Source organism: Streptomyces sp. enrichment culture (assembly GCF_964272855.1).
GTDB lineage: Bacteria > Actinomycetota > Actinomycetes > Streptomycetales > Streptomycetaceae > Streptomyces.
In genome coordinates this window covers 7,026,278-7,050,798 of sequence record NZ_OZ186847.1, presented here as the reverse complement: position 1 = coordinate 7,050,798, position 24,521 = coordinate 7,026,278, and the positions used below count along the sequence as shown (strand labels likewise).

The window sequence follows — 24,521 nt, the reverse complement described above, 5'->3', positions numbered from 1 at the left end:
CTCACATGTGCGAAGCACCCCCGTCCACCCCTGACAATGGTCCGGACGAAGCTGCCCGCACGACGAAAGCGACACCCCATGGATCTCGGCGTCCGCTGGAAACTGCACGGCGACGGACGCTCTCCGGCCCCCGGAGCCGTCGTCCACCCCGACGAACGGCTCTCCTGGCCGCGTACGGCCGGACTCGGCGCCCAGCACGTGGTGGCCATGTTCGGCGCGTCCTTCGTGGCCCCGGTGCTGATGGGACTGGACCCGAACCTCGCGATCATGATGTCGGGCGTCGCGACGATCGTGTTCCTGCTGGCCACGCGCGGCCGGGTGCCCAGCTACCTGGGCTGCTCGCTGTCCTTCGTGGGCGTCGCCGCGGTGATCCGCGCCCAGGGCGGCACCAGCGCCACGGTGACCGGCGCCGTCTTCGTCGTCGGGGTCGCGCTGTTCCTCGTCGGGCTCGCCGTGCAGCGGTTCGGGGCGCGGATCATCCACGCGGTGATGCCGCCGATCGTCACCGGCGCGGTGGTCATGCTGATCGGCTTCAACCTGGCCCCCGTGACCGCCTCCACGTACTGGCCGCAGGACCAGTGGACGGCGCTGCTGGTGATGCTGTTCACCGGTCTGGCCGTAGTGTGCCTGCGCGGTTTCTGGTCCCGGATCGCGATCTTCCTCGGCCTGGTCTTCGGCTACGGCATCTCCTGGGTCTTCGACCTGGTCCTCGGCAAGATCCACTCCGTGGACGGCAGCGGCAAGGTCACCGACCACTGGCGGCTGGACTTCTCCGCCGTCGGCCAGGCCGACTGGATCGGTCTGCCCTCCTTCCACGGCCCGTCCTTCGAGTGGTCGGCGGTCCTGGTCGCGCTGCCCGTCGTGATCGCCCTGGTCGCGGAGAACGCCGGGCACGTCAAGGCGGTCGGCGAGATGACCGGCGAGCGGCTGGACGACAAGCTCGGCACGGCGATCTCCGCCGACGGCGTCGGCTCCATGCTGTCCACCGCGTTCGGCGGCCCGCCCACCACCACGTACTCCGAGAACATCGGCGTGATGGCCGCCACCCGCGTCTACTCCACCGCCGCCTACTGGGCCGCCGCCGCGTTCGCCCTGCTGTTCGGCGTCTGCCCCAAGTTCGGCGCGGTCGTGGCCGCCATCCCGGGCGGCGTGCTCGGCGGCATCACCGTCATCCTGTACGGCATGATCGGCCTGCTCGGCGCGCAGATCTGGATCAACGCCAAGGTGGACCTGCGCAACCCGCTGAACCTGGTGCCGGCCGCGGCGGGCATCATCATCGGCGTCGGCAACGTCTCCCTGGAGATCACCGACAACTTCTCGCTCAGCGGGATCGCGCTGGGCACCCTGGTCGTCATCACCGGCTACCACGCGCTGGGCGCCTTCGCCCCCGCCCACCTCAAGGCGCAGGAGCCGCTGCTGGACGAGGGCACGTCCAGCTACGACACCGAGGACACCAAGTCGTCGTAGCCGCTTCTCAGCGCGCCAGGTCGTAGGCGTACGACGGGGTGAACGTGCCCGGCGCCCCCTTGCAGCCGTCCGACTCCCCCGGCAGCTTCACCCACAGGTAGGCGTCGATACGCTCCTCGCCGGTGTTCAGGGTCGGCGCGCGGCCGAGTTTGCGGCCCTCCGGGTCGCACCACCGGCCGTCGGCGGGGGCGCCGTTGCCGTTCCTGCTGGTGTCGATGACCGCGCCCAGGTCCGCCGGGCCGCCGAGGGCGTCCAGCACCCGCCGGTCGTAGGCGATCTCGTCGGCCGTGCGGTGGAAGTTGGAGACATTGCTGAAGACGCCGTCGGAGGAGGCGGCCGAGGCGGCGCCCGCCTGCCGCAGCAGTCCGGCCTGCTCGGCGGCCGGGCGCCAGCCGGAGTGGCCGGCGTCGTGGTAGACGCGGGCCTCGGGGTTGGCCTTCTTGAGCACCCGGCCCGCGCGGGCCAGCGAGGCGAACCTGGCGGCGCGGTCCGCGGCGGAGAGGCAGTCGGCCTGGGCGACCGCGTCGGGCTCCAGGATGACGATGACCTCGCCGGAGCCCAGCCCGGCGGCGAACCGGTCGATCCACGCGTCGTAGGCGGCGAGGCCGGGGGCCCCGCCCTGCGAGTGGCCGCCGCAGTCGCGGTCCGGGATCGCGTACGGCACCAGCACCGGCACCCGGCCCTCGGCGGCGGCGCCGGAGGTGACCGCCGCGACCCGTGAGGTGATCGTGGCCGGTGTGAAGTCGGCGAACCACACCGAGGCGGGCTGATCGGCGATGCGCTGCCGGATCACGTCGCGGCGCGGGTCGTCGGGGTTGGCGCGCACCCAGTCGAGGACGTGGGAGTCGGGGTGGCGGTAGAGCCGCCCGGCCGCCGGGGCGCCGCGCTGCTCCCGGTCGGTGGCGCGGGGCGTCGCGGTGGCGGACGGCGGCCCCTCGGACGGCGGGCCGGTCGAGGACGAGGGCGAGGCGGAGGCGGAGGGTGCCGCCGACCGCGGGGACGGCGACGGCGGCGGCTCGACCGGCGGCGGGTCCGGCCGTGGCGACCGGGTCCGCTCGGTGCTGCTCGCCTCCTCGACGGGCGGCCGGTCGTCGAACGCGGACCTCAGTCCGGTCACCGCGCCGACCGCGACCACGACCGAGGCGGCCACCACCATCGCGTTGCGCCGGACGGCACGCCTGCGCGCGGCCCTGCGCTCGGCCAGCCGCCGGGCACGTAAGCCTGACACGTGCTCTTCCCCCCTTGTGTCGCCGTCTCCCCCACGGCTCACTCCCCCGTGCGACGAACCCGTTCCCCCGTTCTGGGGAAGCGCCGGGCTCGTCGGCACCGCGGCAAGCGTAAGGCTGGGACGCTGCCCCCATGGCGCAGTTGGAACACTTCACCACTCCCGTCGACGCGGTCGTCTCCCGGATGCGCGCGCTCGACGCGTCCCTGCCCCCTCGGGACGGGGTGGCGGTCTTCAACCGCGTCTACCTCGCGGTGACCGAGGCGGTCGACCACCGCATCGACGCGGGCCGGTTCCCGGACCCGCTGGCCGCGATGACGCTGGACGTACGGTTCGCGGAGCGGTACCTCGCGGCGGTCGACGCGGTCGCCGAGGAGCGCCGCCCGCCGGCCTGCTGGCGGCCGCTGTTCCAGTTCCGCCGCCACCCCGGCGTACGTCCGCTGCAGTTCGCGCTGGCGGGCATCAACGCGCACATCGGGCACGATCTGGCGCTCGCCGTCGTGGACGCCTGCCGTACGTTGGGATGCGAACCGGCCGATCTGGAGGATGAGTTCGACCGCGTGGGCGACCTCCTCGTGACGCTGGAGGAGCGCATCCGCGAGGATCTGATGCCGGGCCCCGATCTGCTGCAGATCGCCGACCCGCTCACCCATCTGCTCGGCGCGTGGAGCCTGGACCGGGCCCGGGACGCGACGTGGGCGGCGGCGCGGGCGCTGTGGGCGATGCGCCGACTGCCCGATCTCACGGCGGAGTTCGTCGAGCGGCTGGACGCGGCGGTGGGGTTCGCGGGACGGATGATGCTCACTCCGCTACCGGACTGATCAAGCCAACCGCTTTACGCTCACCAGGCAACTCCCCATTGAATCGTTGTAAGTTGAATGACCCCTTCGGCGTCGCTCACGCAAAGGAGCAGCACGGGACATGGCGATTCGGCTCGGCCTCGGACTGCCCCAGGCACGGCACTACGACATCGGCCGCGACGTACCCGAGGTGGCACGCGCCGCGGAGCGCGTCGGCTACGAGAGTCTGTGGGTGTTCGAGCGCGCGTTGTTCCCCGAACCCGCGACCCAGGGGCTGTACGGCATCGAGGGCCTGCCGTGGCCCGAGCTCTACCGGCATGTCGCCGACCCGCTGGTCACGCTGACGCTCGCCGCGGCGGCCACCGAGCGGGCCCGCCTCGGCACCAGCGTGCTGGTGGCCCCGCTGCACGTGCCGTTCCAGCTCGCCAAGACGCTCGCCACGCTGGACGCGGCGAGCGGCGGCCGGGTGGTCGCCGGATTCGGCACCGGCTGGTCCCTCGACGAGTACGCGGCCGCCGGCATCCGGCCGTTCACGGAGCGCGGCCGGGCCCTGGACGAGCTGCTGGAGGTGTGCCGGGCGGTGTGGGGCCCGGACCCGGTCGCCTACGACGGCGACACCACCACGATCGCCTCCGCCGCGGTCGGTCCCAAGCCCGCCCGGCCCATCCCGGTCCTGCTGGCCGCGTCCAGCCCCAAGGCCCAGCGGCGGCTGGTGGACCACGCCGACGGCTGGCTGCCGGTGGCGATGGACGCCGACGCCCTCGCCGAACAGTGGCGCCGGCTCCAGGACCTGGCGGCCGAGCGGGGCCGTACGGCTCCCCTGCGGACGGTGCTGCGGGTCAACGCGCAGTACACGCCGCGGACGTACGACGGCTCCGACCGCCGGCCCTTCCAGGGCAGCGTCGACCAGATCGTCGCCGACCTGGTCCCGTTCGCGGAGATCGGGCTGGAGGAGATCATGGTCGACTTCCTGGGCGTGCCGCGCGACGCCCGGGAACTCGTGGACCTGGCCGCGCAGGTCTACGACAAGGCCCGCGCGGCCGGTATCTGAGCCGGACCCGGCTCAGTCCTCGGGCAGCTCGACCGGCGCGATCTCGTCGTACACGTCACCGGGGCCCGGGTTGGTCGGGTCGGTGGTGCCGCCCAGGTGGTGCATGACGCCCCAGACCGCGTTCAGCGCGGTCTGGACGGCGCCCTCGGCCCAGCCGGCCGTCCAGGAGATGTCGTCGCCGGCGAGGAAGATGCCCCGCTTGTCCTCGGGCAGCCGGTCCTGCATGAAGTGGGTGAACAGGCGCCGCTGGTAGCGGTAGTGGCCGGGCAGGTTGGCCTTGAACGCGCCCATGAAGTAGGGCTCGTTCTCCCAGGAGACCGTCACCGGGTTGCCGATGATGTGCTTGCGGATGTCGACCTTGGGATAGATCTCGCCGAGCGACTTCAGCATGACCTCCATCCGCTCGTTCGCGGACAGCGGCAGCCACTTCAGGCTGTCGTCGCACCAGGTGTACGACAGGCAGATGACGGCGGGCTTGTCCGGGCCGTCGTCCAGCAGGTAGGTGCCGCGGGTCATGCGGTCGGTGAGCGTCATCGACATGACGTCCCGGCCGGTCTCCTCGTCCTTGTCCAGCCAGAAGGGCCGGTCGACGGGGACGAAGAGCTTGGAGGACTCCATGTAGTGGGTGCGCTCGATCGCCGTCCAGTGGTCGATCGGGAACAGCGAGTCGTCGCAGGCGATCTTCGACAGCAGCATCCAGGACTGGGCGGTGAAGATCGCCGCACGGTAGGTGCGGATGTCGCCGTTCGCGTCGGTCACCGTGATCCGGTTGCCGGCGGTGCGGTTCAGCCGGGTCACGGCCGGGCGCGGCGCGCCGTTCTCGTGCAGCTTGGCGAGCGAGGTGCCGTACGCCCAGTGCGTGATCTTCTCCGGCTCGCGCTCCCACAGGCGCAGCGGCAGCTGCTGGGAGCCGCCGACGATGCCGCGGTGGTGGTCGTCGGCCTCGGTGTAGACGACCCGCAGGATCTCCAGGATGGAGTTGGGGAAGTCGGTGTCCCAGCCGCCGGTACCGAAGCCGACCTGGCCGAAGATCTCGCGGTGCCGGAAGGACTTGAACGCCTCGGAGTCACAGAGGAAGCCGTAGAACGTCTGGTTGTCGAGCTTCTCGACGAGCTGCGACCAGATCTCCCGGATGCGCGGCACGTCCCGCTCGCGCATCGCCTGGTTCATGTCGGAGAAGTCGGCGCCCTCTTCGAGGCACTTGTTCCAGGCGTCGGCGACGTCGCGGTAGACCTGCGGGAGGTCGTCGATCGTCTCGGCGTAGTGGCTCTCGCCCTTGAGGTCGACGACGGTCGACGGGGTCGCCTCGGCGAGGGGGTTCGGGAACGGCCGGGTCTCGAGTCCGACCAGGTCGATGTAGTGCTGGAGGGCGGTGGAGGACGGCGGGAAGCGCATCGCGCCCATCTCGGCGGTCAGCGCCGGGTCGCAGCCGTCGAAGCCGACGGTGCGCAGCCGGCCGCCGATCTGGTCGGCCTCGTAGACGACGGGCTTGAGGCCCATCTTCATCAGCTCGTAGGCGGCGACGATGCCGGACAGGCCGCCGCCGATGACCGCGACCTCGGTGCCGTGCTCGGTGGCGGGCACCTGGCCGAGGCCCGCCGGGTGGGCGAGGAAGTCGTCGTACGCGTAGGGGAAGTCCGGGCCGAACATGGTGATCGGCGGCTGCTGCTCGTCGGCGTGCTCGACGGCGTTGGGCACCGTGGACGTCATGGGGTACGGACTCCTTGCGCGGAAATCTTGCTCAGAAAGCGAGAAGAGAAGCGGGGGGCGGGGGGGAGGGCGGGGGCCGGGGCTTCAGAGAAGGGACCCGTAGAGGGCCGGGCGGCGGTCCTTCAGGTACGGGTTCGCCTCGCGGGAGGCAGCGAGGGAGACGGGGTCCACGTCGGCGAGGACCAGCTCCTCGGCGCGGCCGGCCCGGGTGCGGGCGACGCCGTCGGGTCCGGCCAGGGTGGAGAGCCCGACGAACTCGAACTCCCCTTCCACGCCGACCCGGTTGACGTAGGCGACGTACATCTGGTTCTCGAAGGCGCGCACCGGGACCAGGTGTTCGGCGACGAACTGGAACGGGTGCATCTGGGCCGTCGGCACCAGCAGCAGGTCGGTGCCCGCCAGCGCGTGGGCGCGGACGTTCTCCGGGAACTCCACGTCGTAGCAGATCATCAGGCCGACCCGCAGCCCGTCCAGCTCGGCCTGGACCACCGGCTGCTCGCCCGGCGTGAACTGGTCGCGCTCGAAGCAGCCGAAGAGGTGGGTCTTGCGGTAGTTGGCGAGGCGGGTGCCGTCGGCGGAGATCAGCTGGACGGAGTTGAAGACGATCGCGTCGGCGCGCTCCGGGTAGCCGTACGCGACCGCCAGACCGTGGCGGGAGGCGAGCTCCGCGATCGCGTCGGCCGAGTCGCCGTCGGCGGGCTCGGCGAGGCGGGCGACGTCGTCTCCGATGGCGTAGCCGGTGAGGAACATCTCCGGCGCGACCAGCAGTCCCGCGCCCGCGGCGGCGGCCCGGCCCGCGGCCTCGTCGAGGACCTTGAGGTTCTCGACGGTGGAACCGGGGCGGCCGGAGCTCTGGAGCAGGGCGATGCGCATGCGTGTTCCTCACCGGGACGGATGGGTGTGGGGGACACGTAGACGGTACGGGCGGCGGAGTCGGGCGGACAAGGAGGAGCCGTTGCGCGCTCGTGCGCGGTTCGTTGCGTCCGTGCCGGGCGTGGCGGCGATTCGTTGCGCGCCCCGAGTCGTACGCCCGGTCGCCCTCGGGGCATACCACCGGGCCCAGTCCTCCGCCGGGTGGCGGAGGCGGGGTGACGCCGTCGGCGCGATGTGGCGGGGGGTGGTCCGCGGGGAGAGTGGTGACCGTTCGCATCACCGGCTCTCACCTGCGGAAATCCCGGAAAGGACCTGCCATGAAGCGTCGCACGAGGACAGCCGCGTCCGGTGTCGCGCTTGCCCTGCTGACGGCCGCCGGCGCGGCGGCCGGCACCGCCGCCGCGGAAAAGCGGGAGGCCGCCACGCAGCAGCGCCGGACCGCCGCGGAGAAGCGGGAGGCCGCCGCGCTGACCGGCACGGCCAAGCTGTACCGGTCGGCCGGGGACCCCATCACCTTAGGTCGCGGTCGTCTCCGGCGTGATCACCGACTCCGACCTGCCCGGCGCCGAGGGCAAGCGGGTCGGCATCACCGTGCACGACCGGGGCCGGCACGACCGGCTCGGCTACAGCTGGGCCGCGACGGGCAGCCCCGCCGAGACGGAGGGACTGCCCGAGTGCGAGGGGTCCGCCCCCTTCGAGAAGGTCGAGCGGGGGACGGGCGACTTCACGGTCGTGCCGTGGCGGCCCCGGCTCTGGTCAGCAGCAGCGCCGTCACCAGGTACGGCACCGCGAACAGCGCGAAGACGGTGCCGTGCGCCGCCGATCCGCCGAGTGCCGCGTAGCCGCCGTACACGGCGATCGTGGCCAGCTCGGTGCCGAGGCCCGCGACCGAGGTGAGCGTGGCGCGCTCGCCGTCCTGGATGCGGTGCTGGAGCCGGGCGTCGGCGAGGACCGTGGCCAGCTGGAAGCCGCCGAAGGCGAGGGCCACGAGACCGAGGCCGGCCGGTGTGCCCAGGCCGGCTCCCACGGCGAGGGCGAGCGCGGCCCCGGCGAGCACTCCGGCGAGCCCGTGCCCGCCGAGGCCCGCGGCGCGCCCGGCGAGCAGGCTCCCGGCGGCGGCCCCCGCCCAGATCAGCATGATCAGGTAGGGCACGAGCTCGTCGGGCACCCCGGTCTCCCGCACCAGCAGCGGCGTGTACTCGTCGAGCGCGCCCCACACCGCGCCGACGGCGGGGACGAGCAGCAGCGCGCCCCGCAGGGACCGGTCGCCGCGGGCGGCGGCGAGCCCGGACCGCAGGGTGGCGGCCCAACCGTCGCCGCCCTCGGTCGCCGGCGTGCGGTGCTGCGGGAACCGGGTGGCCGTCGCCGCGGTCAGCAGGGCCGCCAGGACGCTGGCCGCGCCGACCGCCGCGTAGCCACCGAGCGCGAACACCGGGCCGGCGAGCGCGACCGCGGCGACCGTGGCCAGGAGGCGTGCCGCGTGGGACCGGCCCATGACCCGGGCGTACCGGTCGGCCGCGCCGAGCCGGTCCAGCTCCTCGTACACCAGGGCCTCAAGGGCACCGGAGCCGAGCGCTCCCCCGGCACCCCACAGGACGAACCCGGCCGCGAAGGCCCAGTACGACGGGACCAGCACCCACAGGCCGAAGCCGACGGCGGTGAGCAGCGGGCCGAGACACAGCAGCAGCCGGCGCGAGAAGGCGTCGGCCCAGGCGCCGGAGGGGACCTCCAGCAGGACGCCGGTCACCGACCAGAGGGCGAACAGGGAGGAGATCTGCCAGAGCGACAGGCCGGTGTCGGCGAACAGCAGCGCGTACACCGGGTAGAGCAGGACGAAGTCGTCGAGGAACGCGTAGCCGTACAGCGTGGCCGTGAGGCGGCGGACGCCGGTGCCGGGCACGCGTGCGGGTGAGAGTGTCATGAGGCCTTCCCACTGGGACGGATCGGACGCCGGGGGTACGGCGTCCGAGGCGGCCCTCGGGAGGCACGGCGGGTGGATCAATGTCGCCAGGTCATGGCACCGATGGTAGGCGGGACCGGCTCGCCCGCGCAGGGTTCCCGGCGATCCGGCGGCTCCGCCGCACGGCTACCCGTGTCCGCCTCGCGGAGGAGGCCGTCGCCCGCACCGGGGCGCGAGACTTCCTCACGACAAGCCGAAGCCGCCCGCCGAAGGGATCCTCCATGAATGCCGCCGATCGTCTCGCCCTGCCGTTCGTCGACCGGCACAGCACGGTGGTCGCGGCGGGCGCCGACGTCGTCTGGAGGGGGCTGGGTGAAGTCCTGGACCGCTCGTGGGCGGGCGGCGGGGCGGCAGGGTACGCGCGCCGGGTCGGCTGCGCCGACCGCACGGTGTCCGGGCCCCGGCCGCTGACGGAGGGTTCGGCGCTCGCGGGGTTCAGGGTGGCCGCCGCGGATCCGGGCCGGGAGCTGGTCCTCGTCGGGCGCCACCGGTTCTCGACGTACGCCCTGATCTTCCGCCTCGACGAGGCGGGCCCGGGACGAACCGTGCTGCGGGCCGAGACCCGGGCCAGGTTTCCCGGCCCGGCGGGTACCCTCTACGGGCGGCTCGTCATCGGCACGGGCGGCCACGCGATCGGCGTACGGCGGCTGCTGGCGGCGGTCCGCCGCCGGTCCGGATGAGAGCGGTCGGGTCGGCGAGCCGACCGCTCAGGTCGGCGACCCGGACGAGAAGCGCCGCAGCAGCGGGGACAGCACCAGCACCGACTTGGTGCGTTCGACGAACGGCTCCCCGGCGATCCGCTCCAGGACCCGTTCGAAGTGCCGCATGTCGGAGGCGAAGACCTGGGCGATCGCGTCCGCCTCCCCGGTGACGGTGGAGGCGGCCACGACTTCCTGGTAGCGCTCCAGGCCCCGCTGGATGGTCTCCGGCGAGGTGTTGCGGCGGCAGTAGATCTCGACGAACCCCTCGGTCTCCCAGCCGAGCGCCGACGGGTCCACCCGGACGGTGAATCCGGTGATGGCCCCGGTGGCTCGGAGCCGGTCCACGCGCCGTTTCACGGCCGGGGCGGACAGTCCGACCAGTTGACCGATGTCCGCGTAGGAGCGGCGGGCGTCCTCGGCGAGGGCGTGCACGATGCGTTCGTCGAGATCGTTCAGCACAGTGGGGTGTTCACTTCTCAGGTGTTGCGAGACGGGACCGGCGATAGCCGTAGAGGAAGTAGAACACGAGACCGGCGGCCATCCAGAACCCGAAGACGACCCAGGTGACGGTGTCGAGGCTGAACATGTTGTAGGCGCAGAAGACGAATCCCAGCACCGGCAGCACGGGGCCGAACGGCACCTTGAAGGTGCGCTCCAGCTCCGGGCGCTTGTAGCGGAGCACGATCACCGCGATGTTGACCAGGGCGAAGGCGAACAGGGTGCCGATGCTGGTGGCGTCGACGAGCTTGCCCAGCGGGATCAGGGCGGCGAGCACACCGCAGAACAGGGAGACGACCACCGTGTTCAGACGCGGCGCGCCGGTCTTCGGGTTGATCTTGCCGAGCGCCTTGGGGACCAGGCCGTCGCGGGACATCGCGAAGAGGATGCGGGTCTGGCCGTAGAGCACGGTGAGCACCACGCTGGCGATGGAGATGACCGCGCCCAGGGCGAGGAGCGTGCCCCAGAAGGTCTGTCCGCTGACGTCGTTCATGATCGCGGCGAGGGAGGCCTCGGAGCCCTCGAACTTCGTCCAGTGCCAGGCGCCGACGGCGACACCCGCGACCAGCACGTACAGCACGGTGACGATGATCAGCGAGAGCATGATCGCGCGGGGCAGGTCCTTCTTCGGGTCCTTCGCCTCCTCACCGGCGGTGGAGGCGGCGTCGAAGCCGATGTAGGAGAAGAACAGCGTGGCGCCGGCGGCGCTGACCCCGGCCATGCCGAGCGGCATGAAGTCGGCGTAGTTGCCGGACTTGAAGCCCATGAAGCCGACCGCGCAGAACAGCACCAGCGCCGCGATCTTCACCGCGACCATGATGGTGTTGGCGCGGGCGGACTCCCGCACCCCGCCGAGCAGGAAGACCATCGCCAGCAGGACGACGATCAGCGCGGGCAGGTTGATGACGCCGCCCTCGCCGGGCGCGGAGGACAGGGCGGCGGGGATGGTGACGCCGATCGTGCCGTCGAGCAGTTCGTTCAGGTACTCGCCCCAGCCGACGGCGACGGCGGCCACCGAGACGCCGTACTCCAGGACCAGACACCAGCCGCATACCCAGGCGACCAGCTCGCCCATCGTTGCGTATGCATACGAGTACGAGGAACCGGCGACCGGGATGCTGCCCGCCAGCTCGGCGTAGGACAGGGCCGAGAAGAGGGCCGTCAGACCGGCGATCACGAACGCCAGGGTGACCGCGGGGCCGGCCTCCGGGACGGCGTCGCCGAGGACGACGAAGATGCCGGTGCCGAGCGTGGCACCGATGCTGATCATGGTGAGCTGCCACAGCCCCAGGGAGCGGCGCAGCGCGCCTCCCTCACCCTGGCCGCCCTCCGCGACCAGGCGTTCCACGGGCTTGCGGCGCAGCAGGCGCGCGGCGACGCCCGGGCCTGGCTGGGTGGGGTTCTGCGGGGGTGCGCCTTGGTCGAGCACGCGCTGGCTCCTTCTCGCTGCCGTTCAGGTCGGACGGGGTCCGGCGGCACCCCGACGACAGCCGGGACCCACCGAGCGGGGTCCCCGCCACGCCACGTACAGCGCAGCACTCTATGGCCGGGGCGTTGCGGCTGTAATGCAGCAACCTTGCGCATGCCCGCAAGATCATTGCGTTCCTGGGGGTGGGGCGGGGGTTCGTTGCGCGGGGGCTGTCGAGTGTTGCGTCGCGTTGCTCAGTGGAGGGTTTTGACGAGGAACGTGCAGGAGTCGGCCTGCTCCTGCTGGACGCCCTGTTCGTCCAGGTATGTCCACCGGTCGACGTAGGCCACCGCGGGCCGGTATCCGAGCCGTGCGTAAAGAGCTTCGGCGCGCGGATTGCCGCGGCCGACACCGAGACCCATGACGGCGATGCCGCGCTCGGCCGCGAGCCGCTCGGCGGTGCGGATCAGGGCCGTGCCGATGCCCTGGGAACGCAGGGACGGCGGCGCGACGAGGAGGCCGTTGATCTCCGGGCAGCCCGGCTGGACGGCCCGCACCTCGGGCGCCGCGCAGCCGGTCCAGCGCACCTCCGCGTGGCCCACGGGCCGCCCGTCCAGCCACGGGACGAGATAGCTGCTCTCCCCGGCCTCCTGGCGGGCGAAACGGGCGGCGTGCGAGCCGCCGACGCTGTTCGACGGCAGGAGGCGCTCCAGCGCCTCGAGGTCCTCGGCACGGCACACGGTGATCTCCATGGACCCGACCGTACGGCGCCGGACACGCCGAAGGCCCCCGATTTCCCGGGGGCCTTCGGCTGGGGGCTGGTCAGCTCCAGCTGGCGTGCAGCGGCTTGCCCTCGGCGTAGCCCGCGGCGCTCTGGATGCCGACGATCGCCTTCTCGGCGAACTCCTCCAGGGAGCCGGCACCGGCGTAGGTGCAGGAGGAGCGGACGCCCGCGATGATCGAGTCGATCAGGTCCTCGACGCCCGGGCGGGCCGGGTCGAGGAACATGCGGGACGTGGAGATGCCCTCCTCGAACAGCGCCTTGCGGGCACGGTCGTACGCGGACTCCTCGGACGTGCGGTTGCGCACGGCACGCGCGGAGGCCATGCCGAACGACTCCTTGTAGGCGCGGCCGTCGGCGTCGTGCTGGAGGTCGCCCGGGGACTCGTACGTGCCGGAGAACCAGGAGCCGATCATCACGTTGGACGCGCCGGCCGCGAGGGCCATCGCCACGTCGCGCGGGTGACGGACACCGCCGTCGGCCCACACGTGCTTGCCGTACTTCTTCGCCTCGGCGGCGCACTCCAGCACCGCGGAGAACTGCGGCCGGCCGACGCCGGTCATCATGCGGGTGGTGCACATGGCGCCGGGGCCGACGCCGACCTTCACGATGTCGGCGCCCGCTTCGATCAGGTCCCTCACGCCCTCGGCGGAGACGATGTTGCCCGCCGCGATCGGCACCTGCGGGTCGAGCGCGCGGACCGTGCGGATCGCGCTGATCATCGACTCCTGGTGACCGTGCGCGGTGTCGATGACGAGGGTGTCGACGCCCGCGTCCAGCAGCTGCTTGGCCTTGCCCGCCACGTCGCCGTTGATGCCGACGGCGGCGGCGATGCGCAGCTTGCCGTTCGCGTCGGTGGCCGGGGTGTACAGGGTGGCGCGCAGGGCGCCCTTGCGGGTGAGGATGCCGGCGAGCCTGCCGTCCTTGTCGACCGCCGGGGCGTAGCGCCGGTTGTGGTGGTCGAGGGTGTTGAAGGCCTCGCGCGGGTCGATGTCGGCGTCCAGCAGGAGCAGGTCCTTGGACATGACCACTTCGAGCTGGGTGAAGCGGTCGACGCCGGTCAGGTCCTGGTCGGTGACGACACCGACAGGGCGGTGGTCCTCGTCGACGACCACGCCGGCGTTGTGCGCGCGCTTGGGCAGCAGGGCGAGTGCGTCGGCGACGGTCTGGTGCGGGGCCAGCACGATCGGGGTGTCCAGCACCAGGTGACGGCTCTTGACCCAGGAGACGACGTCGGTGACGACCTCGATCGGGATGTCCTGCGGGATGACCACGAGGCCACCGCGCCGGGCCACCGTCTCCGCCATCCGGCGGCCGGCGATGGCGGTCATGTTGGCGACGACGAGCGGAATCGTGGTGCCCGTGCCGTCCGGGGAGCTGAGGTCCACGCCCTGGCGGGAGCCGACCGCGCTGCGGCTCGGCACCATGAACACGTCGTCGTACGTCAGGTCGTACGAGGGCTGGATGTCGTTGAGGAAACGCACGTGCTGCACATCCCAGTCGATCAGAGGTGGCCCCCGGACAGGTCAGCCAGGGGGAAAGAGCACGTACTTCATTCTCCCATGGCGCCCCCTCAGCGACGTACGGGCAGTTCATCCAGGCTGGTCAGGGAGGCGTTGGGAGGATCCTCCAAGCGCGAGGTGCACGGAGAGCGCCGGAGTGTGGTCCGCCGCCTGACCGAACACCTCCTGAGCGGTCCGCCACTCGTCCGGCCGGGCCTGCGCGTACCCCTGCCAGTTCCGTACGACGACCAGCAGTCCCCGCTCTACGGCGTCCTCCGGCCAGAGGGTGTGGTCGCCGAGGCTGTCGGCGAGCGCGTCCCAGTTCCGGCCGAACCAGTCGGGCAGGTCCAGGGCGCGGGCGCAGCGGTCCATGAGGCCCGCCTTGTCGGTGATCCCGGCGAGATCCAGGGTGACCACGCGTTCCGTCATCTCGGCACCGCCCTGAACGAGTCGTAGTGATCGTCGGTGTAGTGGATCCCGCCGAGACCGGCGCGGAAACCAGCGCGCGGACCGCGCGCAGCCGACACGGCGACGGCGCGCAGACGGACGAGGGCGCCTGGGACGCACCGCGGCCGCATGCCGTCGATGCTGCCACGGCCGTGCCCGGCTCACCCGCCGCCCGCGTCCCTCGGTGTCCGCCGGCGCCCGCCGGCGCCCGTCAGTGTCCGTCCGGGTCCGCCCGGTTGAGCGCGGGCTTCGGCGTCGGGCCCGCCGTCATCAGGTAGTCCGCGGCCGAGGTGTCCGTGACCAGGCTGGTGACCAGCCCGGACCGCAGCACCGCGTCGATCGCGGCCGCCTTGCGCTGTCCGCCCGCGATCGCCACCACCTCGGGGATACGGCGCAGCTGGTCGGCCTTGACCGTGATGCACCGCTCGCCCAGGTCCCGGCCGATCCGGCGGCCCTCGGCGTCGAAGAGGTGCGCGGACATCTCGGCGGCGACACCGAGCGAGGCGTAGTGCGCCCGCTCCTCGTCGCTGAGCATGTCGTGCACCGTCGAGATGCCGGGCTCCCAGGAGCCGATAGAGACACAGGCGACCGTGACCTTGTCGAAGTACTCGAAGGCCCGGGCGATCCCCGTCTGGTTGCGCAGCGCCACCGCGGTGGCCGCGTCCGGCAGCAGCATCGGCGCGTAGATGGGGTGGGCGTCGCCGCCCGACACCTGGGCGGCACGCCGCACCGCCTCCACCGAGCCGCGCTCGGCGGTCCCGGCGTCGTACACGCCCGTCAGCTGCACCACCGTGCAGGGCGGCAGCCGGTCGAGGGCGGCCGCCATGTGGATGGTGGACCGGCCCCAGGCCAGACCCAGCACGTCACCCTCGTTGACCAGCTCGCCGAGCAGGTCGGCGGCCACCTCCCCCAGGTTCTCGGGGTCGGGTGTCTCCTCCGCCTCCGCCGGGGACTCGACCACGACGGCGTGCCTGAGGCCGTAGCGGGCGCGCAGCGCGTCGGAGCGCTCCGCGTCCAGCTCGGCCGGCACCCGGATCTCGATACGCACGAGATCCCGTTCGAGGGCGGTCTCCAGGACCCGGGCCACCTTGAAGCGGCTGACGCCGAACTCCTCGGCGATCTGGATCTTGGACTTCCCCTCGAGGTAGAAGCGGCGGGCCATGGCCGCCGCCTGCACCAGCTCAGCGGGTCCCATCCGCATGGCTGACCGGCCCGCCGACATACCCGACACGGCGATCTCCTCACTGCTGTTCACACTCTGGATTCGCCGTTCATCCTTGCAGATCCGGCGCGCTTGATCAGCCCTGATGGGAGCCGTTCACGTTCCTGACGCTCAGTGGTCGCAAGCCCACGAGGCCTTGGCCGTGGCCGCCTGAGCCTGGTTGCGTAGTGCACGTACCGCCTCGGCCGGGTCGGACGCGCCGTAGACGGCCGATCCCGCCACGAAGACGTCCGCGCCCGCGTCGGCGCACTGCTCGATGGTGGACTCCGCGACCCCGCCGTCGACCTGGAGCCACAGCTGCAGACCGTGCTTGCTGATCAACTCGCGGGTGCGGCGGATCTTGGGGAGCATGATGTCGAGGAAGGCCTGGCCGCCGAAGCCCGGCTCGACCGTCATGATGAGCAGCATGTCGAGCTCGGGGAGCAGGTCCTCGTACGGCTCGATCGGCGTCGCGGGCTTGAGCGCCATGGAGGCGCGGGCGCCCTTGGCGCGGATCTCCCGTGCCAGCCGTACCGGGGCGGCGGCCGCCTCGACATGGAAGGTGACCGAGGAGGCACCCGCTTCCACGTACTGGGGGGCCCAGCGGTCGGGGGCCTCGATCATCAGATGGCAGTCCAGCGGAGTGTCCGTCGCACGGGCCAGGGACTCCACCACCGGCACGCCGAGCGTGAGGTTCGGGACGAAATGGTTGTCCATCACGTCGACATGGAGCCAGTCGGCTCCTTCGACCGCCTTCGCCTCCTCGGCGAGTCTGGCGAAGTCGGCGGACAGGATGCTGGGGTTGATCTGCACGGCCATGACCCAAGCCTGCCATGCGCCAGGCCCTGCCGTAACGGCGGACCCGTGGGCCGGGGCCGGTGAGGGCGCCCATGGCGGACGCCCGAGGCGTCGCGCGGCTGGTCTGCGGGCCGCGCGCCAAGTGGCTGGTGCTCGCTCTGTGGCTGGTGGTGCTCGCGCTGACGGTGCCCTTCGGCCAGCGGCTCACCGGCGCCCAGGACAACGACGCGGCCTCCTGGCTGCCCGGCTCCGCCGAGTCCACGCAAGTCATGGAGATCTCCCAGGAGTTCAGGCCCGAACAGCTCCCCGTGGTCGTCCTCTACGCCCGGGAGGGCGGGCTGACGGCCCGGGACCGGGCGGCGATCGCCGAGGACGTGCGCGAGCTGCGGCTGCTGCGCGACCACGGCGTCCGGGGCGCGGAGACCCGCGGGCCGGTGTTCGACCGGGAGACCGGGCCCCGGGCCGCCCAGGTCTTCGTACCGGTCACCATGGACGAGAAGGGCTGGGAGCACATCGCCCCGGCCGTCGACTCGATCCGGGCGGGCGCCGGCGCGGGCGGCGCCGGCCTGGCCGTGCACATCACCGGCCCCGGCGGCACGTCCGCGGACTTCGCCGAGGCCTTCGCGGGCATCGACTCCACGCTGCTGCTCGCGGCGATGGGCGTCGTCGTCGCCATGCTGCTGATCACCTACCGCAGCCCCACGCTCCTCCTGGTCCCCCTGCTGTCGGTGACCGCCGCGCTGTTCACCTCGCAGGCCATCGTCTACTTCCTCGCACAGCACGCGGGTCTGACCGTCAACGGCCAGAGCGCGGGCATCCTCACCGTCCTGGTCTTCGGCGCCGGCACCGACTACGCGCTGCTGCTCGTCGCCCGCTACCGGGAGGAACTGCGCCGCCACGCGGACCGGCACGAGGCGATGGCCCTCGCCCTGGGCCGCGCGGGCCCGGCGGTGATCGCCTCCGGCGCGACGGTCGTGCTCGGCATGCTCGTCCTGCCGGCCGCCGAGATGAACTCCACCAGCGGCCTAGGCCCGGTCGCGGCCACCGGCGTCGCCGTCGCCCTGCTCGCGATGCTGACGCTGTTCCCGGCGCTGCTGGTGAGCCTCGGCCGCTGGATCTTCTGGCCGGTCGTCCCCCGCGACGGCGCCGACGACCCGGCGGAGCGCGGGATCTGGGCGCGTACGGGCCGCCGTATCGCCCTCCGCCCGCGCGTGGTGTGGGCCGTGACGGCCGTGCTCCTCGGGGTCTGCTCGCTCGGCCTGCTCCAGCTGCGCGCCGAGGGTCAGAGCAACGCCGACGCCTTCACCGACAAGCCGGACTCGATCGTCGGCCAGGAGCTCTCCGCGCGCTGGTTCCCCGCGGGCAGCGGCGATCCGCTCCTCGTCGTCAGCGACCGGGAGCAGGCCGGGCAGGTGGGCCGCGCGGTCGCCGCGGCCCCGGGGATCGTCCCCGGCTCGGTGGTCCCGGCGCCCGGCGCCGCACCGGTGCACGACGGCAGGGTCCTCTTCGAGGCCACCCTGACCGACCCCGCCGACAGCGAGGCCGCGAAGCAGACCGTCGAACGGGTCCGGGAAGCGGTGCACGCGGTGCCGGACGCCGACGCCCGGGTCGGCGGCGGCACGGCGGCGCTGGTGGACATGGACGAGGCGACGACCCGCGACAACCAGCTGATCATTCCGCTGGTGCTGGTGGTGGTGCTGCTGATCCTCTGCGTCCTGCTGCGCGCCCTGCTCGCGCCGCTGCTGCTGATCGGCACGGTGATCCTGTCGTTCGCGGCGGCGCTCGGGATCAGCGCGTTCGTGTTCCGCCACGTCTTCGGCTTCGCGAGCGAGCCGACGGACTTCCCGCTCTTCGTCTTCGTCTTCCTGGTCGCCCTGGGCATCGACTACAACATCTTCCTCACCACCCGCATCCGCGAGGAGGCCGCCCGGCAGGGCACCCGCCCGGGCGTTGTCACCGGCCTGGCGACCACCGGCGCGGTCATCACCTCCGCCGGCCTGGTCCTGGCCGGCACCTTCGCCGCGCTGGGCACCATGCCCCTGGTCACCTTCGCCGAGATCGGCTTCGCGGTCGCCCTGGGGGTACTGCTGGACACCTTCGTGGTGCGGTCGGTGCTGGTGACGGCACTGTTCCTGGACGTGGGACCGGCGGTGTGGTGGCCGCACCGGCTGGCCCGGGAGGACGGCGGTCCGCCCGAGCCCGAGCCGGTCGGCGTGGAGGTCAGCCGGTTCGGCGGATGAGCGCGAGGTACATCGCGTCCGTCCCGTGCAGATGCGGCCACAGCTGGACGTCCGGGCCGTCGCCGAGGTCCGGTACGCCGGGCAGCAGCGGACGGGCGTCGATCAGCTCGGCCTGCGGGAACTGCTTGAGCAGGTCGGCGACCACGGCCCGGGTCTCGGCGAGCAGCGGCGAGCAGGTGGCGTAGCCGACGACACCGCCGACGCGGACGGAGTCAAGGGCGGTGCGCAGCAGGGCGCGCTGGAGCGGCGCGAAGCCGTCCAGGTCCTCCGGGCGCCGCCGCCAGCGGGCCTCGGGGCGGCGGCGCAGCGCGCCGAGCCCGGTGCAGGGCACGTCCATCAGCACCCGGTCGAAGGTGCCGGACCGCCACGGCGGGCGGGTCCCGTCGGCGGCGATGACCTGGTAGGGGCCGGGGTTGCCGTGCAGCGCCTTGGCGACCAGCCCGGCCCGGTGGGGCTGCTTCTCGGAGGCGAGCAGCGTGGCGCCCCGCTCGGCGGCCAGCGCGGCGAGCAGCGCGGCCTTGCCGCCGGGTCCGGCGCAGCCGTCCAGCCACTTCTCGTCCGGCCCGTCCAGCGGCGCGCTGGCGAGGGCGAGCGCGACGAGCTGGCTGCCCTCGTCCTGGACGCCGGCCCGGCCCTCGCGGACGGCCTCGATCGCGCCGGGCTCGCCGCCCTCGGTGAGCCGCACGGCGTACGGCGACCAGCGGCCCGCCACCGCGGCGTCCTCCGCCAGCAGTTCCTCGGCCGTGGCCCGGCCGGGGCGGGCCACCAGGGTCACCTCGGGCCGCTCGTTGTCCGCCGCCAGCAGTTCCTCGATGCCGGCGCGCCCGCCGCCGAGCGAGTCCCACAGCGCGGAGACCACCCAGCGGGGGTGGGAGTGCACGACGGCGAGGTGGTCCTCGGGGTCCTCGTCGTAGGGCGGCGCGACGCGCTCCAGCCAGCCGTCGAGATCGTGCTGGGCCACCTTGCGCAGCACGGCGTTGACGAACTTGGCGCGCCCGTCGCCGAGCACCACGCGGGCCAGCTCCACGGAGGCGGACACGGCGGCGTGCGTCGGGATGCGGGTGCCGAGCAGCTGGTGCACACCGAGGCTGAGCACGTCCAGGACCGGCGGGTCGACCTCCCTGAGCGGCCGGTCGACGCAGTCCGCGATGACCGCGTCGTACGTCCCCTGCCGGCGCAACGTCCCGTACACCAGCTCGGTGGCCAGCGCGGCGTCCCGCCCGTCGAACTTCTCGGGGCCCTCCTTCTCCCGCGCCTTGCGCAGCAGCGGCGGCAGCACGAGGTTGGCGTAGGCGTCCCGCTCGTCCACGGCACGCAGCGCCTCGAAGGCGAGGATGCGGACGGGGTCCTTCTGGGGCCGACGGTAGGGCTTGCCGGGCTTGCGGGGCCGCCGGGAGGTGTCGCTCACGAAAAGGTGCTCCGGATTTCTGTATACGGTGTGCGACCAGCCTACGTCTGCCGCACACCGCCCGTGCCGGGCCTAGGGGGCGTCTCGCCGGTCATGCCGGGCTCGCGGCACCCCCTAGGGGACGTCTCGCCGATCATGCCGGGCTCGCGGCGCCTGGCACCGCGCCTCGCCGCGTTGTCGTCACTCGCCGATGCGCCGCATCGGCTCCCTCCTCCGCCTTGCGATGCACGGCACCAGACGCCGCTCCCTGATCCGGCCTGATCGACGAGACACCCCCTAGGCGCCGACGGTCTCCCCGTCGGCGATGCGCACGCCGCGGGCCCAGTCCGCCGCGCGCATCGGCTTCTTGCCCTGGGCCTGGACCCACAGCAGCTCCACGGCGTGCGAGCCGGTGCCGACGTGGACGTTGTTCTTGCCGACGGACAGTTGTCCGGGAGCGAGGTCGGTGCGGTCCGGGGTCAGGGCGACCTGGATGAGCTTGAGCCGTTCGCCTCGGAACGTGGTCCACGCGCCCGGCGCGGGGGTGCACCCGCGCACCACCCGGTCGACGCGCAGCGCTGGGGCGGCCCAGTCGATCCGCGCGTCCTCGACGGTGATCTTCGGCGCCAGGGTGATCCCGTCGGCGGGCTGCGGCACGGCCTTGAGCGTGCCGTCCTCGATGCCGTCCATGGTCGCGGCCAGCAGTCCGGCCCCGGCGAACGCCAGCCGGGTCAGCAGGTCGCCGCTGGTGTCGGTGGGGCGGACCTGCTCGGTGACCGTGCCGTAGACGGGACCGGAGTCCAGCCCCTCCTCGATCAGGAAGGTCGAGGCACCGGTGATCTCGTCACCGGCCATGATCGAGTGCTGCACGGGAGCCGCCCCGCGCCAGGCGGGCAGCAGCGAGAAGTGCAGATTGACCCAGCCGTGGGCGGGGATGTCCAGGGCGACCCGCGGCAGCAGCGCGCCGTAGGCGACGACGGGGCAGCAGTCCGGGGCGATGGCGCTCAGCCGCTCCAGGAACTCCGGGTCGCGCGGCTTCGCCGGCTTCAGCACCTCGACGCCGGCCTCCTCCGCCCGCTCGGCCACGGGAGAGGCGACCAGCCTGCGGCCCCGCCCCGCGGGCGCGTCGGGCCGGGTGACGACGGCGGCCACCTCGTGCCGGCCGGAGGCGAGCAGAGCGTCCAGGGCGGGAACGGCGACCTCGGGGGTACCGGCGAAGACCAGCTTCATGGGTGGGCACGGGCCTCTCGGACGGAATTGTGCGGGCACGCAAAGTCTAATTCCCACGCGGCGAACGTCCCTGACGGTGGAAAACCCGCAGGCGGGACGCACCGCGCACACCATCACGCGGGGGCGTGGACATATGCCCGCACGCCCCCGGTGCGTGACCAGCGGCGCCGATCCGCGTTGGTCAAGACAGAGTTGACCACCACGGGCCGCGATCGCGGCCCGATCCTTTCTCCTCAACGCCGGTTCGAGAGGCTTGTTCATGGCCGACCACGCAACCCACGACGCCCAGGCTCGGGCCAGCCTGCACTTGCTGGTGCGGGACATCGAGCGGGTCCGCCGGCAGGTGGACGCGCTGCGCACGCTCACCGCCCAGCTGGGAAACGTCTACCGCCCGCGCCGCTCCGGCCCCTCCACGGGCTTCGTCGTCTACGGACGCGCCCCCGCCCCGACCGTCCGCCTCGCCCAGGAACTGCGGGACAGCGTCGAGACCCTGGTCACGGCAGCGGTCGACTTCGACCGCTCGCTCGGCTTCTCGTGGGACGCGGTGGGCTCCGCCCTCGGAGTCACCAAGCAGGCGGTGCACCGTCGTTACGGCTCCCGCCGCGCCGCCGCCCAGGCGGCCGCCGAGGCCGAGCGCGGCACCGAGCCGTCGGGCACCCGGACGGTCAACGTCGGGACCGGCCTGCCCGCGGTACCGACGGTCCCGGCCGCCCGCTCCATGCCCACCCAGCCGACGGCAGGCAGCCCGGCCCTGCGCGACGAGGCCAGGACGACGGCCTTCCCGAGCCCCCGCAACGGCTGACACCGACCGCCCCCGCCCCGCCACCGAACACTGCACTGCCCTCCCGGCGCACCGCGCCGGGAGGGCAGTCCGTGTGCGGCTCCGGGACCACGGCCCTCCCGGCCGGGCACGCCGCCACGTCCCTCCCCCTTCGGGCTCAGCCGCCGGGCACGCCGCCGCGTCGCTCAGCCGATGTCCGGCGGATCGATCCGCACCCGTACCGCCGCCCCGTTCCCCCGGGCCGTCCGTGCCGCCTGGGTGGCCTTCAGCGCCGACGCCAGTGCGGCTCCGCGGCCCGGTGGTACGCGGATCAGCGCCCGCTCCCAGTGCTCCCCGGGCGGTGGCGCGCCCGGCCTGCGCGGCCCGCCAGGCGCGGCGACGGGCACCGGTACCGGGCCCAGCACCTCCGCCTCGGGCGGCATGTCGACCATCGTCAGGAACTCCGCGACCGCCTCCGCCGTCCCCGAGACCGCCGCCATCCGGGACACCGGCGGAAACCCCAGCTCGGCGCGCTCGGCCAGCTCCCGCACCGCGTGCCCGACGGGGTCCCACCGCACCAGCGCCTGCACCGGCCGCAGCGTGGACTCGGCGACCACCACCACCGTCCCGCCCGCGCCCTGCGGACGCACCAGCGCGCCGGCCGCGATCCACCGGCGCAGCGCGTCCTCACCGGCGCGCAGATCGGGCCGCCCGAGCATGGCCCAGCCGTCGAGCAGCAGGGCGGCGGCGTAACCGCCCTCGGCGACGGGCTCGGCGCCCGGTGTGCTCACCACCAGCGCGGGCGTCCCCGGCACCGTGTCCAGCACGTGCTCGCGCCCCGACGTCCGCACCGGGACCGCCGGGAAGGCCCGTCCCAGTTCCTCCGCGGTCCGCCGGGCGCCCACGACCTGCGCGCGCAGCCGGAACGACCCGCACTCCGGGCAGTGCCAGGACTCCTCCGCGCGGCCGCACCAGCCGCACCGCAGCGCCCCGGCGTCCTGCGCCTCGAGCGGTCCGGCGCAGTGCCGGCAGCGGGCGGGCTCGCGGCAGCGGGCGCACGCCATCCGCGGGACGTAGCCCCGCCGGGGCACCTGGACCAGGACCGGTCCGTGCCGCAGCCCCTCCCTGACCGCCTGCCAGGCCAGGGTGGGCAGCCGGGCCGCCCGGGCGGCCTCGTCCCGGGCCAGGTCCTCGTCGCCGACGGTCCGCACCAGCGGGGCGGCGGCCCGTACCTGCTCGCGCCCGGCGACCAGGGGCCGCGCCCATCCGCTCTCCACGAGCTGCGCGGCCTCCACGGTGCAGCTCCAGCCGCCCAGCAGGAAGGCGCACTTGTCCTGGGCGGCCCGCAGCAGCAGCACGTCCCGGGCGTGCGGCTGCGGCGCGTGCGGCTCGCTGTGGCTGTCGTCCCCGTCGTCCCAGAGGGCGACCAGCCCGAGGTCCTGTACCGGCGCGAACATGGCGGCCCGGGTGCCGACCACGGCGCGTACGGACCCTCTGCGTACCGCCAGCCATTCGCGGTACCGCTTCTCGGGCCCCGCGTCGGCGGTGAGCAGCGCGTGCCGCCCCGGCCCGAGCAGGGCGGTCAGGGCGGCGTCGACCCGTGCGGCGGCCCGCCCGTCCGGTACGACGACGAGCGCGCCGCGTCCCGAGGCGAGCGTCGCGGCGACGGCGCGAGCCAGCTCGGCGCTCCACTCCGGGCCGGGCAGCGCGTTCCACACGGCGCGCGGCGCGCCCCCGGAGGCCAGCGCCGCCAGGAACGCCGGGCCTCGCTCGTACCGCGTCCAGGACCCCGCGTCGGGCGCCGGGGGCGGCGGCAGCGGCGCGGGGGACGGCCGCTGCTCGGCCTTCGCGCTGCGCGGCGGCACGGCGAGCTGGAGCACGTCGGCGAGGCTTCCGGCGTACCGGTCGGCGACCGCGCGGGCCAGCCCCAGCAGTTCCTCGCTCAGGACCCGCTCGGGCGACACGACCTGCGCCAGCGCGGCCAGCGGCCCGGAGTAGTCGGACTCCGCCCGCCGCTCGATCAGGAACCCGTCGATCAGCCCGCCGCCCTCGCGGCGCCCTTCGCGCACCCGGTGCCGTCCGGCCCCGAACCGCACCCGCACCCGGACGCCCGGCTGCGCGTCGGCGTCCAGTTCCTCGGGTACGGCGTAGTCGAAGTAGCGGTCGAGGTGCAGTACGCCCTTGTCCACGAGCACCCGCGCCACGGGCAGCTCCTTGGCGAGCGCGGCGCCCCGCCATGTCCGCGGCTTGGCCTTCGGCGCCTTGGCCTTGCGCACGCTCTCCCGGATGAGCGCGAGCTGCTGCGGCGGCGCGCCTTCCGCGCCGCCGCCCCCCTGACCGTTCTCGCTGCTCACGCTTGCATTCTTACCAAACCGCACTGACACCGACGCGCGGCCCGAGATCACCTCGGCCGCGGACGAACGCCCATCGGCGCTTCCGCCTTGGTCCACTCGGCCATACCGGTCCGCCGGGACGGACCGGC

20 protein-coding genes and 1 pseudogene are annotated in these 24,521 nt (G+C 73.3%); 7 read left to right on the top strand and 14 right to left on the bottom strand.

Annotated features, from left to right (window positions below; all coding sequences use genetic code 11):
- The first annotated feature begins 78 nt into the window (after positions 1–78).
- A complete protein-coding gene (locus tag ACSU6L_RS31300) occupies positions 79–1,467 on the top strand; it encodes a uracil-xanthine permease family protein (protein ID WP_437062210.1) in 1,389 nt (462 codons plus the stop codon).
- Between the two features lie 7 nt (positions 1,468–1,474).
- On the opposite strand, the gene ACSU6L_RS31295 is transcribed toward ACSU6L_RS31300, so the two are convergent.
- The gene (locus ACSU6L_RS31295) at positions 1,475–2,623 is read right to left on the bottom strand and encodes a glycoside hydrolase family 6 protein (protein WP_437065127.1); all 1,149 of its coding nucleotides are present in this window, start codon (positions 2,621–2,623) and stop codon (positions 1,475–1,477) included.
- Positions 2,624–2,826: 203 nt separating this feature from the next.
- Between ACSU6L_RS31295 and ACSU6L_RS31290 the strand changes: the two genes are divergently transcribed.
- Both ACSU6L_RS31290 and ACSU6L_RS31285 read left to right on the top strand, forming a co-directional pair.
- Complete coding sequence (locus tag ACSU6L_RS31290; RefSeq protein ID WP_073941884.1) at positions 2,827–3,513, top strand: DUF5995 family protein; 687 nt, start codon at positions 2,827–2,829, stop codon at positions 3,511–3,513.
- Positions 3,514–3,613: 100 nt separating this feature from the next.
- Positions 3,614–4,543 carry an LLM class F420-dependent oxidoreductase gene (locus tag ACSU6L_RS31285; protein WP_437062208.1) on the top strand — a complete coding sequence of 310 codons (930 nt, stop codon included), beginning with the start codon at positions 3,614–3,616 and terminating at the stop codon, positions 4,541–4,543.
- A 12-nt stretch (positions 4,544–4,555) separates the two neighbouring features.
- On the opposite strand, the gene ACSU6L_RS31280 is transcribed toward ACSU6L_RS31285, so the two are convergent.
- Both ACSU6L_RS31280 and ACSU6L_RS31275 read right to left on the bottom strand, forming a co-directional pair.
- Complete coding sequence (locus tag ACSU6L_RS31280) at positions 4,556–6,253, bottom strand: flavin monoamine oxidase family protein (protein ID WP_437062206.1); 1,698 nt, start codon at positions 6,251–6,253, stop codon at positions 4,556–4,558.
- Between the two features lie 84 nt (positions 6,254–6,337).
- On the bottom strand, positions 6,338–7,126 hold the full coding sequence (locus ACSU6L_RS31275) for a carbon-nitrogen hydrolase family protein (RefSeq protein WP_437062204.1): 789 nt from the start codon (positions 7,124–7,126) through the stop codon (positions 6,338–6,340).
- Positions 7,127–7,443: 317 nt separating this feature from the next.
- On the opposite strand from ACSU6L_RS31275, the pseudogene ACSU6L_RS31270 reads away from it, so the two are divergent.
- Positions 7,444–7,879, top strand: a pseudogene (locus tag ACSU6L_RS31270) (Repetin); the annotation flags it as partial.
- On the opposite strand, the gene ACSU6L_RS31265 reads toward ACSU6L_RS31270, so the two are convergent.
- Positions 7,851–9,047 carry an MFS transporter gene (locus ACSU6L_RS31265; protein ID WP_437062202.1) on the bottom strand — a complete coding sequence of 399 codons (1,197 nt, stop codon included), beginning with the start codon at positions 9,045–9,047 and terminating at the stop codon, positions 7,851–7,853. The pseudogene ACSU6L_RS31270 and the gene ACSU6L_RS31265 sit on opposite strands and share 29 nt — an antisense overlap.
- Before the next feature lie 260 nt (positions 9,048–9,307).
- On the opposite strand from ACSU6L_RS31265, the gene ACSU6L_RS31260 reads away from it, so the two are divergent.
- Positions 9,308–9,766 carry a hypothetical protein gene (locus ACSU6L_RS31260; RefSeq protein ID WP_437062200.1) on the top strand — a complete coding sequence of 153 codons (459 nt, stop codon included), beginning with the start codon at positions 9,308–9,310 and terminating at the stop codon, positions 9,764–9,766.
- Positions 9,767–9,793: 27 nt separating this feature from the next.
- Here ACSU6L_RS31260 and ACSU6L_RS31255 read toward each other — a convergent pair whose 3' ends face one another.
- The 7 genes from ACSU6L_RS31255 to rpe form a co-directional block, all read right to left on the bottom strand.
- Positions 9,794–10,246 carry an Lrp/AsnC family transcriptional regulator gene (locus tag ACSU6L_RS31255; RefSeq protein ID WP_073941891.1) on the bottom strand — a complete coding sequence of 151 codons (453 nt, stop codon included), beginning with the start codon at positions 10,244–10,246 and terminating at the stop codon, positions 9,794–9,796.
- A 10-nt stretch (positions 10,247–10,256) separates the two neighbouring features.
- Positions 10,257–11,714: an amino acid permease gene (locus tag ACSU6L_RS31250; protein WP_437062197.1), complete on the bottom strand. Its 1,458-nt coding sequence runs from the start codon at positions 11,712–11,714 to the stop codon at positions 10,257–10,259.
- Between the two features lie 233 nt (positions 11,715–11,947).
- Positions 11,948–12,445: a GNAT family N-acetyltransferase gene (locus tag ACSU6L_RS31245; protein WP_437062195.1), complete on the bottom strand. Its 498-nt coding sequence runs from the start codon at positions 12,443–12,445 to the stop codon at positions 11,948–11,950.
- 70 nt (positions 12,446–12,515) lie between these two features.
- Entirely contained in the window at positions 12,516–13,958 is a 1,443-nt protein-coding gene (locus ACSU6L_RS31240; RefSeq protein ID WP_437065126.1) for a GuaB1 family IMP dehydrogenase-related protein, read from the bottom strand.
- A gap of 108 nt (positions 13,959–14,066) precedes the next feature.
- Positions 14,067–14,405, bottom strand: a complete 339-nt coding sequence (locus ACSU6L_RS31235) for a barstar family protein (protein WP_437062193.1) — start codon at positions 14,403–14,405, stop codon at positions 14,067–14,069.
- 229 nt (positions 14,406–14,634) lie between these two features.
- On the bottom strand, positions 14,635–15,678 hold the full coding sequence (locus ACSU6L_RS31230; protein WP_437062191.1) for a sugar-binding transcriptional regulator: 1,044 nt from the start codon (positions 15,676–15,678) through the stop codon (positions 14,635–14,637).
- A gap of 78 nt (positions 15,679–15,756) precedes the next feature.
- Complete coding sequence (gene rpe / locus ACSU6L_RS31225) at positions 15,757–16,443, bottom strand: ribulose-phosphate 3-epimerase (RefSeq protein WP_437062189.1); 687 nt, start codon at positions 16,441–16,443, stop codon at positions 15,757–15,759.
- A gap of 71 nt (positions 16,444–16,514) precedes the next feature.
- Here rpe and ACSU6L_RS31220 point away from each other — a divergent pair, with 71 nt between their 5' ends.
- Positions 16,515–18,662, top strand: a complete 2,148-nt coding sequence (locus ACSU6L_RS31220; RefSeq protein WP_437062187.1) for an MMPL family transporter — start codon at positions 16,515–16,517, stop codon at positions 18,660–18,662.
- Here ACSU6L_RS31220 and ACSU6L_RS31215 read toward each other — a convergent pair.
- Both ACSU6L_RS31215 and fmt read right to left on the bottom strand, forming a co-directional pair.
- A complete protein-coding gene (locus tag ACSU6L_RS31215) occupies positions 18,643–20,070 on the bottom strand; it encodes an RsmB/NOP family class I SAM-dependent RNA methyltransferase (protein ID WP_437062185.1) in 1,428 nt (475 codons plus the stop codon). The genes ACSU6L_RS31220 and ACSU6L_RS31215 overlap by 20 nt on opposite strands.
- Positions 20,071–20,346: 276 nt before the next feature.
- Positions 20,347–21,279, bottom strand: coding sequence for a methionyl-tRNA formyltransferase (gene fmt / locus ACSU6L_RS31210; RefSeq protein ID WP_437062183.1), 933 nt, complete (start codon positions 21,277–21,279; stop codon positions 20,347–20,349).
- A 259-nt stretch (positions 21,280–21,538) separates the two neighbouring features.
- Here fmt and ACSU6L_RS31205 point away from each other — a divergent pair, with 259 nt between their 5' ends.
- Positions 21,539–22,081, top strand: coding sequence for a hypothetical protein (locus ACSU6L_RS31205; RefSeq protein WP_073941900.1), 543 nt, complete (start codon positions 21,539–21,541; stop codon positions 22,079–22,081).
- 164 nt (positions 22,082–22,245) lie between these two features.
- Here the strand turns inward: ACSU6L_RS31205 and ACSU6L_RS31200 are convergent, their stop codons facing one another.
- Positions 22,246–24,393 (bottom strand): primosomal protein N', encoded by a 2,148-nt coding sequence (locus ACSU6L_RS31200; protein ID WP_437062181.1) that lies wholly within the window; start codon positions 24,391–24,393, stop codon positions 22,246–22,248.
- Between the last annotated feature and the right edge of the window lie 128 nt (positions 24,394–24,521).

Bases quoted from the DNA above. Each gene is read 5' to 3' on its own strand.
- ACSU6L_RS31300 (WP_437062210.1), top strand. From the start codon at position 79: ATGGATCTCGGCGTCCGCTGGAAACTGCACGGCGACGGACGCTCTCCG.
- ACSU6L_RS31295 (WP_437065127.1), bottom strand. From the start codon at position 2,623: ATGGTGGTGGCCGCCTCGGTCGTGGTCGCGGTCGGCGCGGTGACCGGA.
- ACSU6L_RS31290 (WP_073941884.1), top strand. From the start codon at position 2,827: ATGGCGCAGTTGGAACACTTCACCACTCCCGTCGACGCGGTCGTCTCC.
- ACSU6L_RS31285 (WP_437062208.1), top strand. From the start codon at position 3,614: ATGGCGATTCGGCTCGGCCTCGGACTGCCCCAGGCACGGCACTACGAC.
- ACSU6L_RS31280 (WP_437062206.1), bottom strand. From the start codon at position 6,253: ATGACGTCCACGGTGCCCAACGCCGTCGAGCACGCCGACGAGCAGCAG.
- ACSU6L_RS31275 (WP_437062204.1), bottom strand. From the start codon at position 7,126: ATGCGCATCGCCCTGCTCCAGAGCTCCGGCCGCCCCGGTTCCACCGTC.
- ACSU6L_RS31265 (WP_437062202.1), bottom strand. From the start codon at position 9,047: ATGACACTCTCACCCGCACGCGTGCCCGGCACCGGCGTCCGCCGCCTC.
- ACSU6L_RS31260 (WP_437062200.1), top strand. From the start codon at position 9,308: ATGAATGCCGCCGATCGTCTCGCCCTGCCGTTCGTCGACCGGCACAGC.
- ACSU6L_RS31245 (WP_437062195.1), bottom strand. From the start codon at position 12,445: ATGGAGATCACCGTGTGCCGTGCCGAGGACCTCGAGGCGCTGGAGCGC.
- ACSU6L_RS31235 (WP_437062193.1), bottom strand. From the start codon at position 14,405: ATGACGGAACGCGTGGTCACCCTGGATCTCGCCGGGATCACCGACAAG.
- rpe (WP_437062189.1), bottom strand. From the start codon at position 16,443: ATGGCCGTGCAGATCAACCCCAGCATCCTGTCCGCCGACTTCGCCAGA.
- ACSU6L_RS31220 (WP_437062187.1), top strand. From the start codon at position 16,515: ATGGCGGACGCCCGAGGCGTCGCGCGGCTGGTCTGCGGGCCGCGCGCC.
- fmt (WP_437062183.1), bottom strand. From the start codon at position 21,279: ATGAAGCTGGTCTTCGCCGGTACCCCCGAGGTCGCCGTTCCCGCCCTG.
- ACSU6L_RS31205 (WP_073941900.1), top strand. From the start codon at position 21,539: ATGGCCGACCACGCAACCCACGACGCCCAGGCTCGGGCCAGCCTGCAC.